This window comes from Anabaena sp. CA = ATCC 33047 (assembly GCF_963870205.1).
Classification (GTDB): domain Bacteria; phylum Cyanobacteriota; class Cyanobacteriia; order Cyanobacteriales; family Nostocaceae; genus Trichormus.
In genome coordinates this window covers 83,499-97,940 of record NZ_CAWMSA010000044.1, presented here as the reverse complement: position 1 = coordinate 97,940, position 14,442 = coordinate 83,499, and the positions used below count along the sequence as shown (strand labels likewise).

15 protein-coding genes and 1 pseudogene are annotated in these 14,442 nt (G+C 42.8%); 3 read left to right on the top strand and 13 right to left on the bottom strand.

Translation table 11 applies throughout. The features are described 5' to 3' along the window. Positions 1-273 precede the first annotated feature (273 nt). From AACS98_RS12495 to AACS98_RS12485, 3 genes are all read left to right on the top strand, one after another. Complete coding sequence (locus tag AACS98_RS12495) at positions 274-750, top strand: hypothetical protein (RefSeq protein WP_066380234.1); 477 nt, start codon at positions 274-276, stop codon at positions 748-750. A gap of 138 nt (positions 751-888) precedes the next feature. Beyond that, a complete protein-coding gene (locus AACS98_RS12490) occupies positions 889-1,833 on the top strand; it encodes a hypothetical protein (RefSeq protein WP_231867012.1) in 945 nt (314 codons plus the stop codon). Between the two features lie 5 nt (positions 1,834-1,838). Next, positions 1,839-3,983, top strand: a complete 2,145-nt coding sequence (locus AACS98_RS12485) for a hypothetical protein (RefSeq protein ID WP_232317148.1) — start codon at positions 1,839-1,841, stop codon at positions 3,981-3,983. Between the two features lie 174 nt (positions 3,984-4,157). On the opposite strand, the gene AACS98_RS12480 is transcribed toward AACS98_RS12485, so the two are convergent. The 13 genes and pseudogenes from AACS98_RS12480 to AACS98_RS23615 all read right to left on the bottom strand — a co-directional run. Next, positions 4,158-4,457 (bottom strand): 2Fe-2S iron-sulfur cluster-binding protein, encoded by a 300-nt coding sequence (locus AACS98_RS12480; RefSeq protein WP_066380233.1) that lies wholly within the window; start codon positions 4,455-4,457, stop codon positions 4,158-4,160. 189 nt (positions 4,458-4,646) lie between these two features. Further along, positions 4,647-5,021, bottom strand: coding sequence for a HesB/IscA family protein (locus tag AACS98_RS12475; protein ID WP_066380965.1), 375 nt, complete (start codon positions 5,019-5,021; stop codon positions 4,647-4,649). A 103-nt stretch (positions 5,022-5,124) separates the two neighbouring features. Continuing rightward, a complete protein-coding gene (locus tag AACS98_RS12470; RefSeq protein ID WP_066380230.1) occupies positions 5,125-5,928 on the bottom strand; it encodes a HesA/MoeB/ThiF family protein in 804 nt (267 codons plus the stop codon). Positions 5,929-5,938: 10 nt separating this feature from the next. Next, entirely contained in the window at positions 5,939-6,253 is a 315-nt protein-coding gene (nifW, locus tag AACS98_RS12465; RefSeq protein WP_066380228.1) for a nitrogenase-stabilizing/protective protein NifW, read from the bottom strand. Then, entirely contained in the window at positions 6,250-6,465 is a 216-nt protein-coding gene (locus AACS98_RS12460) for a CCE_0567 family metalloprotein (RefSeq protein ID WP_066380226.1), read from the bottom strand. Before AACS98_RS12460 ends, nifW begins: the two co-directional genes overlap by 4 nt. A 198-nt stretch (positions 6,466-6,663) precedes the next feature. Then, positions 6,664-7,140: a NifX-associated nitrogen fixation protein gene (locus tag AACS98_RS12455; protein ID WP_066380225.1), complete on the bottom strand. Its 477-nt coding sequence runs from the start codon at positions 7,138-7,140 to the stop codon at positions 6,664-6,666. Beyond that, complete coding sequence (gene nifX / locus AACS98_RS12450; RefSeq protein WP_197480161.1) at positions 7,137-7,550, bottom strand: nitrogen fixation protein NifX; 414 nt, start codon at positions 7,548-7,550, stop codon at positions 7,137-7,139. The genes AACS98_RS12455 and nifX overlap by 4 nt, the downstream gene beginning before the upstream one ends. A gap of 93 nt (positions 7,551-7,643) precedes the next feature. After that, positions 7,644-8,969 carry a nitrogenase iron-molybdenum cofactor biosynthesis protein NifN gene (nifN, locus tag AACS98_RS12445; RefSeq protein WP_066380222.1) on the bottom strand — a complete coding sequence of 442 codons (1,326 nt, stop codon included), beginning with the start codon at positions 8,967-8,969 and terminating at the stop codon, positions 7,644-7,646. Then, on the bottom strand, positions 8,969-10,408 hold the full coding sequence (gene nifE / locus AACS98_RS12440; protein ID WP_066380221.1) for a nitrogenase iron-molybdenum cofactor biosynthesis protein NifE: 1,440 nt from the start codon (positions 10,406-10,408) through the stop codon (positions 8,969-8,971). The genes nifN and nifE overlap by 1 nt, the downstream gene beginning before the upstream one ends. A 60-nt stretch (positions 10,409-10,468) precedes the next feature. Next, positions 10,469-11,563, bottom strand: a complete 1,095-nt coding sequence (locus AACS98_RS12435) for an RRXRR domain-containing protein (RefSeq protein WP_066380218.1) — start codon at positions 11,561-11,563, stop codon at positions 10,469-10,471. A 490-nt stretch (positions 11,564-12,053) separates the two neighbouring features. Further along, entirely contained in the window at positions 12,054-12,380 is a 327-nt protein-coding gene (locus AACS98_RS12430; RefSeq protein ID WP_084386905.1) for a Mo-dependent nitrogenase C-terminal domain-containing protein, read from the bottom strand. Positions 12,381-12,543: 163 nt separating this feature from the next. Further along, positions 12,544-14,082 (bottom strand): nitrogenase molybdenum-iron protein subunit beta, encoded by a 1,539-nt coding sequence (gene nifK / locus AACS98_RS12425; RefSeq protein WP_066380215.1) that lies wholly within the window; start codon positions 14,080-14,082, stop codon positions 12,544-12,546. 204 nt (positions 14,083-14,286) lie between these two features. Continuing rightward, positions 14,287-14,436, bottom strand: a pseudogene (locus AACS98_RS23615) (nitrogenase molybdenum-iron protein subunit alpha); the annotation flags it as partial. Positions 14,437-14,442: the final 6 nt, after the last annotated feature.

Below are 14,442 nucleotides of genomic sequence, written 5' to 3'. Positions count from 1 at the left end.
ATTAGCAGATTATCAATCACAAGAGAACTAGATTCCACTCAGTATTATCACCGAGAATCGATGGGCATAACTTCTTAAGTTAAAGAACATCTATCCATTTGGATGGGTGGGATTCGCTGGCGCATATTTACGCTTGCTGTGTCGCTAACTCGAAAAAATCACAAATTCCAATCTGAAGTAGTCACAACGATTTGTTACTTCGGTTAAGGTACATCCAAATCAATAACCTTCCATTACCACATTGCATTAATTATTTGGAGCTAAACAAGGAGTATGACCATGAATTCATTGAAAAAGTTTATGGGCTGGGCAAAGATTTTGACATTTGCATTTGCTCTTTCATGTCTGATGTTCTGTTTCCCTACCGGGGCAATGGCAGATAGTTGCTCTCCTGGAGCATACCCCATTGGTGGAAGTCCGTTTAAAACTATTAAGATTCAGGGTGGGTCTTTTGAAGTTGCTACTCCTGTAGCATGCTTGACCGAACGAAGAGTGATTCGTGCTGTGACAGTTTCCTTGAAACCTGAGACGGCAACTGGAAGCATTGACACCATTGTAATTACGGGTCCTGGAGGAAAGCGTGAGTTTGGTTGCGTAGATCAAAAAGTGAAGAACGGCACTAACCTAATTAAAGCTTGTGGTGGTACAGCTGTTTTAGAACCTGGAGATACGATATATTCGGCCAAAGGAAGCGGTTTTGGCTCAGAGCCAGTCAATTTACAAGTTAACTTCAGCGACAATTTCCAATAATCACAAATCTTGGCTTAGTTTAAGAGTTGATATAGCTATTATTCCAAACACAAGATAGCTCGATCTCATGCAAATATATGCAATTTTAGCTATTTGTGTTTGGAATTTATTGACTTTTTTTGCCAAGTAATTATCTTGATGATGGCAGAAAAAAGTATTTATCCAATCAACACAAATAACTCATTGATACTGATGGAAGACTTGCAAAAAGACAGCACTAGCAAAATATTTAATGCTGATTTAGCGTTTATCGCTTTCTGTTTCTTGATAGTTTTATTTGGATTTGGTTACACGCTGACCATCCTGCCAGAAATCGCAGAATCTCAGTTAATTAATCAAACTCGCACCTGTATTACTGGTGGTTGGAAATTTGGCTTGATTGTCACCCACATTCTCACTTTTGCCTTGATTCCGTTGGCAATGAGAATTTTTTATGGTGGCTTAAAAAATTTGGGATTGGGATTCAGAGTTATTTTTGCTTCCCAACTAGGACTAGCTTTTATTATGGTGGCGATCGCCTCTGAAATAGGCTGGCACGTTACCCAATGCTGGTATTATGCTAACGATTTTACCATGCTGAATTTCATGTTCTATTTTTTCCTGATTTCAGCATTTGTATTGTGGTCTGATGGCTTGGTGATCAAAACAACTTTCCTCACCAGATTAGTTAACATTTTGTTCGCCATCAGTTTGTTAGTTGTATCTATTTTATACCCTTTAGGGTATAAAGCTAATAACCCCAGTTTTAAAGTTCCAATCTATATTGCACTTACTATAGTTTTTGCAGTTTTGACTTATCGAGGTTATAAACTTCTCAAAGATTGGAAAATTATTCTTGTGCCAATTTTTTCAGTAGGAGTTAACTTAACTTTTGTATTTCTTCTAGACAAGTATGGCGGCAATCCCTATACAGATCCACAAGTGACTTTCAATGCTTTATTTCATATCCTGCATGACTTAGGCGGAACAGAAGCAGGAGTAGCTATCTTCACATGGTTAGTCTATGACAAAGGTATTGCTCAATTTAGGAGCAATAATCCAGAAAAATTAACCACAAGCAAAATATTAGCCACCAAAAATTAGCAAATATGCTCCTATCAATATTTGATGCTGGGAAGATGAACAACATTTTGTTAATCTTGTATCCTTTGGGACATCTGACACTAGCTGCGATCGCATGGCTATTAATCGGTTGGGGAATTAGTCTGTGGCGAAAATCATCTAGCCTAGCAATGATTGTTACTCCCTTATTGTTAGTCAGTCTCAGCTATGACAATTTTATTTTAGGAACAGGAACATTCATTGGTGCAGGAGAAGCTTTAGAAAATCTCAACATGATTCGCTATCTCCTACACTACTTAATTGTGCCACTGTTCATTGTGATTGGTGTGGAACTGGCTCATCGTGCGGGAGCAGCTTGGGCGACTACATTAGTCAGAGTTTTATCCTGGGGAATTGCATTCGGACTGGCTGGGATAGATATTACCAAAAATTACCTAGGGATGGAGTTGAAACCAGAATTTTTTGCAGGAATGTTGCGTTATGTTCCTGAAAACCTCACTGCTCCACCAATTATTACCATTGTAGTTAATTTGTTCATGCTACTGATTGGTATCGGCATCTGGGTAAGACTGAAATGGCCATTGTTATTTATAGGTACATTTATCGGGCTAATTGGTAATGCTCTTCCTGCATCAACATTCGGTACACTTCCGGCTAGTGGTTCTGAATCTGTTATGGCTTTCAGTTTGTTATTAACAGAGCAGACAATACAGTTTTTCCGCAACGTACCTGCTGAAAAGCAAAGACACAAAGAAACATTGATGGTAGATGTTGCAAATCGAGAAGCTTTGGAATGGGAGCATACTATCCACAAAAATGGCTACACAATATATCAGTCAGGAAGTCATATTCAAGGTAATTTTATCCAAGTCTATGTTCCTGATGCTCCTTACCGTGATCAGCAAGGCAAACTGAGGTTAATTACTTACTTGCACGGCTTTGCTTTGTGTATGCCAAAATTCTATGAAGACCATTTGGAAGAATTGGCTAAACAAGGCTACTATGTAATTTTTCCAGACTTTCAAAAAAGTACCTATCCAGACGACCCAGAAGCCATAACAGCCTCCGTAGAAAATCAAGCACAAAATCAATTATCCTGGGGTAAAGTTCTGCAAGGTGTGATTGCCAAAGGCAAGAACTTTAAGCTAGGAGATACTTTGAATCAAGAGCAGAATCGGCGGCGGAAACTGGGAATGGTGGCTCGCAAATTAATTAAACCGACTTTCTTAAAGTATCTTCGCGTTTCCTTAGCCTTAGTCGTGTTCATCCTGGTGATTAAATTATTTTTCTCATGGTTTAATCGTCGCTATGGACAGAATTTAATCAAACTCATTTCTACTGTTGGCTTAAGTCTGTTGCATAGCCCGATAGAATGGATTGACCAAGCAATAGACATTACTGATATAACTTGGAAAAAGTTATCTGATCATCATCCCAATATCGCCCAATCAGACTTTGATTTTTATGTATTTGGTCATTCTTTGGGAGGATTATTAGCACTGAGTTGGCCTCTTTATCTTGAGCCAAGTCAACAAAAGTTTTTACCAAAACAAATTATTACTGCCGATCCAGCCCCAAGTACGGAGATGGGCATTCCGCAGATAGCCCTCTGGATTTTAAAACTGTTCAATTCTCCGTTTGCAGAACAACCAATCAACATTCGTACAATCGGCAGTAAGTTAACACTACCCATAGGCATTTTACATGGAGCAGATGATAGAATTGTCAAACCAGAATCTTGGGTAAAACCAAGATTTTGGCAACAAAAATCCAATTTTGACTGCATCGCTAGTCAAGAGAAGAAAATCTACTTTTCTCTTTCCAACAAAGACAAAAAGTATTACCCTCCCTTAATTGCTTTTCATAACCAGGCTGTAACCGATACCACCTATTATGATGATGCGTTGTTTGAAAATTTTGGTGGTGTCAAGACAGAGCCAAATCCTTATAATTTGCAATATATTTGGCTGGGTGTTGATCGAGTAGTGACAAACAAAGCCAATGTTAACCAGTTACTCGATCAATTTAATCTGCCTGGAAGTCCGATTATGATTACAGATACTTTGCCAGAGAAACCAATTAATTGGAAATTGATAGCGATCGCTATCTTAACTCTGCTAAGTTTTTTGGGTTTAGGATACTGGTTTTGGCACGGATATACAGCTTTGTAATACCAATTTTCTCAACTCCAAAAATTCAGATATTGAGGCCAGCCTATTACAATGGGTATGAAAGGCATCAAATCAACTTTTCTTACCTAAAATGAATCAGGATGAACTATAGATTTCATCCTGATTTCAGCTAGGCTTTCAAAAGCTGTAAATGGTAGCGATTACCGCAATTGATTAAACGAGATATGGTTCTTGATGGGTTTTGATTGTGCAGTTAGAACGGGGGTAGGTAACGCACAATAGAGCGAATCCTTGAGCCACCTGTTCATCATCTAAGAACTTTTGCTCAGATTGGTCAACTTCACCTTCAACAACTTTGCCTACACAGCTAGAGCAAGAACCAGAATAACAAGATACAGGTAATTCAATACCGTTATCTGCTGCTCCGTCAACAATTGTAGTGTTTTCATCAACTTCAATTGTCGTATCGAGGTTTTCTTTCTTGTTGATCAATCTAACTTGATAGGTAGCCATTTTCCGATTCTCCTCAAGATTTATCAGACGGAACTAATTTCTCGAAGTTTTTAAATCTCCCTTGACTCTTCGAGAAGGGGCGCAAAGAGAGACACTGCTTTTGTTGCGAAAAAATCAGCAAGTGTCTGTTTTGTCTAAGGGAAACTTTTCAGATCAGACTGAATGTTCAGGGTTAAGTCTGAAATGGGATTAACTGCAAGGTACGCCTTGAGGGGAACAATCACCAGCTTTGAAGGACTTACCACAACCGCAGGTACTGGTTGCTTTAGGGTTAGTGAACTTAAAGCCACTTTCAACCATCCCTTCTACAAAATCGATGATCAGTCCTTCTAATAAAGGCGCACTTTTGGCATCAACGTAAACCAAAACTTTACCTTGTTCGATGACTAGATCATCTGGTTGAGGTTTGCTAGTGATTTCCATTCCATATTCATAACCACTGCAACCACCGTCGTTGACGGAGATGCGGACACCTTTAGTAGTTTTTTCATCAGTGTCACTAGCTGAACCTCGCAACAATCCCCGCAGACGAAATTCTGCTTTTTCTGTTAAAGTAACGGTCATTAAAACTCCTGATTTGTCGCGATTAGTTTTTGTGATTCTAGGTGTGGGTGTGTTTGTAGAGATGTTAAAAGCAGGTGTAGCGATCGCCTGACCCATTCAACCATCAACTATGTGTGCAATTGCTGCTAGTTTCCATCGCATTGGATTGTGCATACCTCCAAGGCGCATTGTTACCACATACCGGACAAGAGCGATCGCGTTGAGAACGCCGCTTGGCAAATTCCATCCGATTTAAGTCAATCGTCAGCAATTGCGACAATAACGGTTGACTAAACCCAGTAATCAGCTTGATTGCTTCCAGTGCTGTCAAACAAGCCAGTGTACCAGACACCGCACCCAGCACAGAAAAACCACGCCGATCCCACTCAGGTTTCTCAGGAAAGAAACAGGACAAACACGGAGTCACACCCGGTATAATCGTAGTCAGGTAAGCCTCCATCCCACTCATCGCTGCTTCCACCATCGGCTTACGCCAGCGTACACAAGCTGTATTCAACAAATCACGTTCTGTAAAATTGTGAGCGCAATCCAGAGCCATATCAGCAGACTGCACTAACGCATCTACATTTTCCGGTGTGATATAGTCATGAACCGCTTCTATCTGGATGTCAGGATTAATCGCCTGTAGAGTTTCTTTCGCTTTGAAAACCCTTGGTTTTCCTACCCAATCATCCGTCATCAGAATCTGACGATTCATGTCATCTAGCCGCAGATCACCGCCTCGGACTAGGATGAGCCGCCCAACGCCCGCTACTGCTAGGTAAAGCGCAGCTGTACCGCCTAATCCCCCCACACCAGTCACTAAAACTGTCGCCGACTTCAGACGCTTTTGAGCTACTTCGCCAAAATTAGGGAGCATCATCTGGCGACTATATCGTTCTAACTCGGTAGGCGTTAGGTTGATCACTTTATACCTCCTAATCAGAAGAAAGTTCTGTCAGCGTAATTACATTTTTTGGTTTGTCTTTAAATACCTTGAACAACTTTTGTTCTTGAGGTGTTGATTCCAAAAATGTCTGATAAGCTTTCTGCAATGCCAAACAATATTGATTTAATCTTTCTTCTGTACTGAGGTCTGGATTGCTATCAATTTCACTGATAAGTTGAGAGAATTTTTTTAGAATATGTAAACGATTTACATGAACAATTTTGGGGTCGTATTCCAATTCAAAGAATTTGAGAAATTCTTCGGCATCGGCAAGTTTTTTGAATTCTTCAATAGTTTTAGTCATTTACCTTTCTCCAATTGCTTAAGATGTTGCTTCAGTTCATCAAGCTGGCGATATATTTCATAAGTTGCGGCTGCAACTTCCATTAATTGTGTGTAATTTGTGGGTAAGCCTTCTGCTAAGTCGTGCAGATCCATTTTCATCTGCCCGGCTTTACTGTTGAGGCGTTTGATTTTGTTTTTGAGTTCTTCAATGCTGGTTTCTTCTACTTGCATTGTTGGGTTTTGTTTTGAGTTAGGGGGTTTCTTGCATAAAGACTTTGGCGTTGCCAAGAATATTATTTAAATCTCACGCAGAGGCGCAGAGGCGCAGAGGAGAGCGCGAAGGTATCTATTCTTGTGGTTCGGTATTTATGCAAGAGGTTCGATGAACAAGGATGAAAATATTTATTCCCTACTCCCTACTCCCTATTTTTACAGTTTGCTGACTTCGCGGAAGCGGTTGGCTAGGTCTAGTCCTTTGGTGACAAATTTCTCGCCTTCTTCGGCTAGTTGCTCTAGGGATTCAAAACCAAAGCGGTGTGCGTCGCGTAAGGTTTTGACGGTGAGTAATAGGCGACCGGAAAAGACTAAGGCCCAGCCAAAGCCTTCATGACTTAAATCAATTACTACTTGGGAAATTAGTCCGGTTTCTTGTTCGATTCTGGCAGCTATGGCGCGGAAAAATGACATGATTCGCGCTTGGGTGACAGGATCAACTTCACCTTCTATGGGAATTTCCCTTTTCTTTTTTTTGGGAACTATGAAGGGTTTTAGAAGTAGTTCGTCAGACCAACTGCGGAAAACTCCGTAAGTGTCTTGTCCGCGAATTTGTAATACTAAGGCTTTGAGAAATGGGGAGTTGGCAACTACATCTGTGGCGGTGTCGTTGACGCTATTTTCTGCGCTCATACTGTTGCTTCGTCTTCTAATTCATCAAGAAAGTTTTTGGTTTTGGGTTGCAATGCTTTCCGCAACCAAGGGGGAGGATTGCCTTTGAGGGTTTGAACTAATTTATTGAGGATTTCTTTAATTTCTTCTTGTTCGGAACGTGCTTTAACTGGGGTAACGCCTTTTTTGATTAATTTAGCGGCAGCAGTTCCACCAATTGCTGTGACATAAACTATGGCGCAGTCAACTAATGCGTCTAGTTTTGGTGCAACTTTATCTTCGTTGCCGTCTTGTTTTAAGTCACCTTCAAAGTTTAATGTTTCTAAAAATTGATATCCTTCTGCGTCGATTTCGTAGACATCAATTTCTCTCGCCCAGCCAAAGTGAGCATTAATATGAACGTGGTCGGTAGTTGTAAAGGCAATTTTCACTTTCATTCTCCTGCTTTTTTGGTCGTTGGGGATGGGGCATAGGGAATTGGGCATTGGTAATTTCTCCTCAATTCCCTAATTTTGAATTTTGAATTAATTTGACACCAGCCCCCATAGATGTTTCATTCGTTCTTCTTCTGCTTCGAGAAATAAGTTACCGATGCCAAATAAGACTTCCATTGAGCCGCGATAACCTACTTTTGTGAATAGACCATTACCTAATCGGTCATAGATAGGTATACCGAGGCGATAGAGAGGTATGGATAGACGTTTGGCGATCGCAGCTACGTTAGAATTACCAATCAGCAGGTCAGATCCAACTGCCAATTCTTCAAAGTCTTCTAAATCACCAATGGTAACGCTCTTGATGGGGAGTTTTTCTAAGAGGGGTGAGCGTGTGGTGGTGACGGCTGCATGAATTTGTGTCCCCATCGATTGCAGAAACCGCACTGTTGACCAGAGTAAATCCGGTTCTAATGCTAATGATACTCGCTTGGCACTAAAGTAAAAGTGCGTGTCTAACATTGCATCTTGCAGTTGACGGCGTTGACGGCGATACTTTTCGGGTACGGGGCGACTGCTCAGTATGGCTAGTGCTTGTAAAAACTCGTCTACTGGTTCTAGTCCCGTGAGTTCACTGAATACTTCGTAGGGAATGTTAAACCGTTCTTCGAGTATTTTGGCTGCACCCCGCATACTTTCACCCAAGGCGATAGTAAAGGCGGAACTACCAATTTCTTGAAGTTGTCTGATAGTTGTACCACTAGCTGTTACCGCACTGTAACCATCTTCTAGATGTCCATCGAGTGATGCGCCGATGTCAGGGACAAAGATGGGAATTAATCCAAAAGAGGTGACAATCTCTTTGATTTCTTGCAAATCCCCTGGTGTGAAGGCAGAACCAGCGAGAATTGTAACTTGTTCGCTTCTGATTGCTCCTGCTTTGGGGATTTCTTTGACTATACTCTCGACAGCTGCGGCAAAACCATCTTGCAACGCCCCTTTAAAGTCGGGTGTGGGTGCAAAGATAACTGGAATGTGAGCGATTTCTGGATGGCGATCGCGGATATCCTTCAAAAATTTCACAATATCATCGCCTCTAGTTTCTGTGAGTCCAGTGCTACACAAACCAATAACTTCAGGATTGGACTTCTCTACTAAGGTTAGTATCGCCTGTTCGATGTTTTCTTCTCCACCCAAAATCGTAGTTACTTCCGTCATCGCTGTGGTAGCTAGGGGAATTGCTTCCCGAAAATGACGGACTAACACCACTTTGGCAAAGGCTGTACAACCTTGCGAACCGTGAAACAGAGGAATCATCCCCTTCAATCCCAAAAAAGCCAGAGATGCACCCAAAGCTTGACTTTGCTTTAGAGGATTCACTGCAACTGATTTTTCGGGAACAGTAACAACCGCCATCAGATTAACTCCTCGATAGATGCCAAAGCGCGATTTTGATTTTTTGTATATTCGTTAGCCCATGTCCCCATATCTTCGTCCCAAGGTGCGGGCTTTCGGACTTGTTCCCAAATCGGGCTGTAGAGGGCTTCGTACAATTCCCGCGCCATTTCCAACATTCCTACATAGCCGGCGTAGGGATGATGACGTTCTTGGTTGATATCGAGGAAAGGAATCCTGGCTTTCAGGGCGGTGTATTGGTTACGACCACCGGCAATTAACATATCAGCTTGTGTATCTTTGACCAATTGCAGCAATTCTTTGGCGTTGCCCTTTTCTAACATGATGCCTTCAGTACCCAGCAATTTCTTGATTTTTCCCTTATCTTCTTCCGTACTCTTTCGGGTACTGGTAGCAACTACTTCTATACCTAAGTCTTTAGCTGCGGAGATAATTGACCAACTCTTGACACCACCTGTGTATAATACAACACGCTTACCTCTGAGGCGATCGCGATAGGGAGCGAGAGCCAAATTTAGAGCCGCCATTTCTGACGCTATCAACTCCTCTGTGCGTGCTTGTAAATCCGGGTCGCCCAATTGAGCCGCAATATTCCGCAGACACCGATTCATATCATCGATGCCATAAAAAGATTCTTCAATGTAGGGGATGCCGTATTTTTCCTCCATCTTTTTCGCCATATTGAGCAACGCCCGCGAACAAATCATGACGTTCAGCTTGGCGCGGTGAGCATAGCGGATTTCTTCAAATCGAGCATCACCTGTAATTTTCGACAGGACACGAATACCCAATTTTTCTAGTAACGGCAGGACTCCCCACATTTCTCCGGCGATGTTATACTCGCCAATTAAGTTTATATCATAGGGGGTGGTAAACTCCGGTTCTGCTGTCCCGACAACATAATCTAATAAAGCTTCACCACCGAAACGGTTGCCTAAGTTCTTACTACCAATGAAGCCAGGAGCAAATACAGGGATAACAGGAGTATTAATTTTTGCTGCCGCCGCCTTGCACACAGCATTCATATCGTCACCAATCAAGGCTGTTACACAAGTAGCGTAGACAAATACCGCAGAGGGTTTGTAGCGTTTGTGAATTTCTAGAATTGCCTTATAGAGTTTCTTCTCACCACCGAAGATGACATCATTTTCTGACATATCGGTAGTGAAGCCCATTTTATAGAGTTGGGGGCCTGAAGAGAGACTACCACGACTACCCCAAGAATTACCAGCACAGGCGATCGGCCCGTGAACCAAATGAGCCGCATCGGCAATAGGTACTAAAGCAATCATCGCCCCGTCAAAAGCACAGCCACCTTGAGCCGCACCCGGTTGTGCTTGTTGTGTACAAGACTTATTCTTCTTTGCACCGTGTTTCTGTTGATTATGCTCGCATCCCGGCTGATTCAGCAGTTCGTTGATTTTGCCTTGGGTGTTCATCGCAAAAATGGGTTTGAAACCCCGTCCTTTAGCGAAGCAAAGGACGGCTTTACATATCTTCTAGGCAACAATTAACCCGTTGGAACGACGAATCAATTGCACTTTGCTAGAAGCAATCTGCCCTAACCGTTTCCAGTTAGCATCGCTGACAGATATCTGTTTTTCAGTGTCACCACTGACATAACCAATTCCCTTGGGCGAATGAACCAAATCACCCTTACGTAATCCGTGGCGAGTTGTAGAACCACCGTATTGACGACGTACCCCACCCTTTGCAGGAAGCATCAGGTGAAGTTGACGGCGAGATAATGGTGGTCTACGAACACAAGTGAATACAGCAGGTGTAATCACAACATCGCCAAACCAATCAGCACCATCAATCTTTGTCGTGTGATACTGTCGGTACTCCACAAAAGCTGTTGCTGCAATAGCCACACCATCAACCGCATGAGTATTAAACTCAGGCTTGGATTTGTCTACCTTATTCTTGGTTAGCCCCAAGTGTTTGCGAATTGATGCAGTTTGATAGCCTTCAACTTTAACAACTGGTGCAAACTGTTCTAGCTGACTTAACATCCATTTTTGTCCGACCATTACAGGTGAAAAGTCTTTACCTGACTTTGCTTTTTTGCGTCCACTGGTGAGGTCTACATCAGCCCGAACATACTCGTAGCGTATTTCTGAGACTGGGTAAATTTTGCATAACTCAGAAACTATTCTCAGTTCCAATTGACGATTAGCCCGGATTGACGGCGCAAGTTTACCTTGACGGCAATTATCAAAACGTTTCTGGCGATGTGCGCGTTTTGAAAACACAACCTTGTGGTTAACTCTCCTACTCCGACGACTACGCCGCATTAATCGCCTTGCATCCATCCGGTTACGCACTGTCTGAAACGGCAAAATCAGATGTGCTGTATAAAGAGTCAACTTAGCTCCTTGAACACCAATTCCAGAGAACTTCTTGCCAGGGTCAATCCCAATGACAATATCTTGGGTTGCTCGTCCAGATGGCTCGCCAGTCAGTTGAACATAAAATTGTCCCCCGTCCGACCAGCGTTTTACTGCTTTACCCGATGCTATCCACTTCCTTGCTCGTGCAGGTGTTGTGGGCATCAGTGGTTGGTGGTTTTGATCTACTACAGGTACTCGCATTTTTTGGTATAACCCATAAATGTTTAAGTCCCTTCCCGCAACACAGCTAAGATGTCTTGGCTTTACTCAACTCCTGAACCAATCAGGATTACAGAGGGCTAAACTAGGGAAGTATTTAGCCGTGTGTACCAAACCGTGTCTCAATGCGGTATTCACTTCTTGCGTTGCCTAAATTGGTTTAGGCAATCCCCGCCCTAAAAGTGCAGGGTTAGTGAACTCTCTTCTCGCGCTAGATCGACATTTTTAATTTTAAGTTATCAGTCATCAGCAATTAGTTAATAGCTATCAACTTATATACTGATGACCGTTCTTCATAAACTTCTTGCAAAAATCTTCTTTAAACCACATACACCAACTCATCTATCGGCGTATATTCGCACGGCGGTTAAATTTTCATAAACTAGACTTTTGCAAGAAAGGCCGCGATGTAATTAGGTAACATAAACAGCAAGAGGAATTCTTTTCCCTAGCCGCTTCTAGCCTTTAGTTTCTAGCAAATGTACTTAGTGACATCCTCTCCACATTCATCAGTTAGATAAGATAAAGCGCGAAAACGCAATCCTACAAAGTCGTCATACAGAGGATTGAGTTTACACAATGCTGGAATATGGAAAGTCCGTCCAAATAAATTAATATTTCGCTCAAAGGGACAACAGCAAGGTATAACCTGACAGATGAGATGAGCGAAACGAGCATTTTTAACTGGAATATGATTAACCCAACGACGCAAAGGATGGAGAACATCAAATGCGCCAGGTTGTTTATAGTTGGGTGGATGGAAATTAGGATGATGATGGTGAGTGTGAGTTGTGGACATACTAGATTCCTGAGATGAATAGAGTCAATTGGCATTGGCAAGGAAAAGGAGAAAGGAGGAAGGAGGAAGTAGGAAGGGGAAAAGGTGGAGAGGAAGTTATCTCTTTTACCTTTTCCCTAAAATCTAACCCTTAGTCTCTAACTCCTAGCCCCTCTCGCAATTTCTAGCGAATCAAGTCGAAGGAGATGTCGGTCTTACCGGTGATGTTGGAGTTGCGATCCAATTCATCTAGAATTGTGTTAACAACCCAGTTGAGGATGTTTAGACCACCTTGGTAGCCGAGGGTAGCGTAGCGGTGTAAGTGATGGCGATCGAAGATAGGATAACCAATGCGTACCATTGGGATCTTAGTGTCGCGCCACAGGTACTTACCGTAGGAGTTACCGACGAAGAAGTCTACAGGCTCGGTGAACAACAAGCTACGGAAGTGCCACAAGTCTTTTTGAATCCAAACTTTAGCTTCTTTACCGAAGGGGCTAGCGGCGAGGATAGCTTCCATTTCTTTCTTGAAGGCCTCATCGCCATTGTTGCAGAGGATGTGTACAGGTTCAGCACCCATCTCTAACAAGAAGCTGGTGATGGAGATGATCAAATCGGGATCGCCGTAGATAGCGAACTTCTTACCATGAATCCAAGCGTAGGAGTCGGTGATAGCATCAACTAAACGACCGCGTTCAATTTCCAATTCTTCAGGAATGGGCTTACCGGTCAATTCAGAGATAGCAGTCAAGAACTCGTCAGTACCCTTAACACCGAAGGGACGCAGAACTTTTGTTTCTTGGTTCCACTTGGTTTCGATGTATTCGCGGGTCTTGGGTGTGGTGTAAGCTTGGAGAGCAACTGTAGCTTTAGCGTTGATAGAATCAGCCGCATCTTCCAACTTAGTACCACCTGGGTACATTTCGTATTCACCGGTGTTGGGTGAATCAAAGTAGTCGCTGGTATCAGACAGAATGGTGTAGTCAACACCCATTACACCCATCATCCGCTTCAATTCGCGGTTGTTACCTACATAGGTATCAAAACCAGGAATGAAGTTGATTTTGCCGTTGCTGGTAGCTTTCTTCTTACCTTCTGTCAGGTTAGACAGAATACCCCGCATCATGTTGTCGTAGCCAGTGGTGTGAGAACCTACGAAACTGGGGGTGTGAGCGAAGGGAACGGGGAAATCTTGAGGAATAGAACCAGCATTTCTAGAGTTGGTGATGAACGCGCCTAAGTCGTCACCAATAACCTCAGCCATACAGGTGGTGCAAACAGCAATCATCTTAGGCTTGTAGAGTTGGTAAGCAACTTGCATACCTTCAATCATGTTGTTCAAGCCACCGAATACTGCTGCGTCTTCTGTCATAGAAGAAGAAACTGCGGAGCAAGGCTCTTTGTAGTGACGGCTGAGGTGGGTACGGAAGTAAGCAACGCAACCTTGAGAACCTTGAACGAAGGGAAGAGTACCTTCAAAACCCAAAGCAGCGAACATCGCGCCTACGGGTTGGCAACCTTTAGCGGGGTTAACGGTTAAAGCTTCACGAGCGAAGTTCTTTTCCCGGTATTCCCAAGTTTTTGTCCACTCAGAAACTCTTTCAACTTCTTCAGCAGAGTGTGCGCCTTCAAAGTTCTTTCTCTTGTTTTCAAATAGCTCGGTGTATTCTGGCTGTTTGAATAGATCAACGTGGTCTACAATTTTTTCAGGATTCTGTGGCATTTGTCTATCTCTCTACGCTTGCTGGTTGGTTTGTAAGTGATGAGTTGAATAGCCTGGGGGTGTAATTCCCCCTGAAGGGAGTGGCGAGTGATGAATCATGAATAATGAATGAAAGTATTCATCCAGCATTCAGCATTCACCATTCCTCCCTCGTTTCCTGGGGCGCAAACACCCCAGGCTATCCGTTTATTTCCCTGGAATTAATTAGGCTGCAACTTTAGCCTTTGCAGAAGCTTTCTTCCAAGGTGCGCCAATCAAGTCCCAAGTGGGGCTGTTGAGGGCGAGATCCATATCACGGGCGAAGATAGCGAATCCGTCGTAACCGTGATAAGGGCCGGAGTAATTCTTTTTATGGTTTAA

Bases quoted from the DNA above. Each gene is read 5' to 3' on its own strand.
- AACS98_RS12480 (WP_066380233.1), bottom strand. From the start codon at position 4,457: ATGGCTACCTATCAAGTTAGATTGATCAACAAGAAAGAAAACCTCGAT.
- AACS98_RS12430 (WP_084386905.1), bottom strand. From the start codon at position 12,380: ATGTCCACAACTCACACTCACCATCATCATCCTAATTTCCATCCACCC.
- nifK (WP_066380215.1), bottom strand. From the start codon at position 14,082: ATGCCACAGAATCCTGAAAAAATTGTAGACCACGTTGATCTATTCAAA.
- AACS98_RS12460 (WP_066380226.1), bottom strand. From the start codon at position 6,465: ATGCAAGTAGAAGAAACCAGCATTGAAGAACTCAAAAACAAAATCAAA.
- AACS98_RS12435 (WP_066380218.1), bottom strand. From the start codon at position 11,563: ATGCGAGTACCTGTAGTAGATCAAAACCACCAACCACTGATGCCCACA.
- nifE (WP_066380221.1), bottom strand. From the start codon at position 10,408: ATGAACACCCAAGGCAAAATCAACGAACTGCTGAATCAGCCGGGATGC.
- AACS98_RS12475 (WP_066380965.1), bottom strand. From the start codon at position 5,021: ATGACCGTTACTTTAACAGAAAAAGCAGAATTTCGTCTGCGGGGATTG.
- AACS98_RS12455 (WP_066380225.1), bottom strand. From the start codon at position 7,140: ATGAGCGCAGAAAATAGCGTCAACGACACCGCCACAGATGTAGTTGCC.
- AACS98_RS12495 (WP_066380234.1), top strand. From the start codon at position 274: ATGACCATGAATTCATTGAAAAAGTTTATGGGCTGGGCAAAGATTTTG.
- AACS98_RS12490 (WP_231867012.1), top strand. From the start codon at position 889: ATGATGGCAGAAAAAAGTATTTATCCAATCAACACAAATAACTCATTG.
- AACS98_RS12485 (WP_232317148.1), top strand. From the start codon at position 1,839: ATGCTCCTATCAATATTTGATGCTGGGAAGATGAACAACATTTTGTTA.
- nifW (WP_066380228.1), bottom strand. From the start codon at position 6,253: ATGACTAAAACTATTGAAGAATTCAAAAAACTTGCCGATGCCGAAGAA.
- nifN (WP_066380222.1), bottom strand. From the start codon at position 8,969: ATGGCGGTTGTTACTGTTCCCGAAAAATCAGTTGCAGTGAATCCTCTA.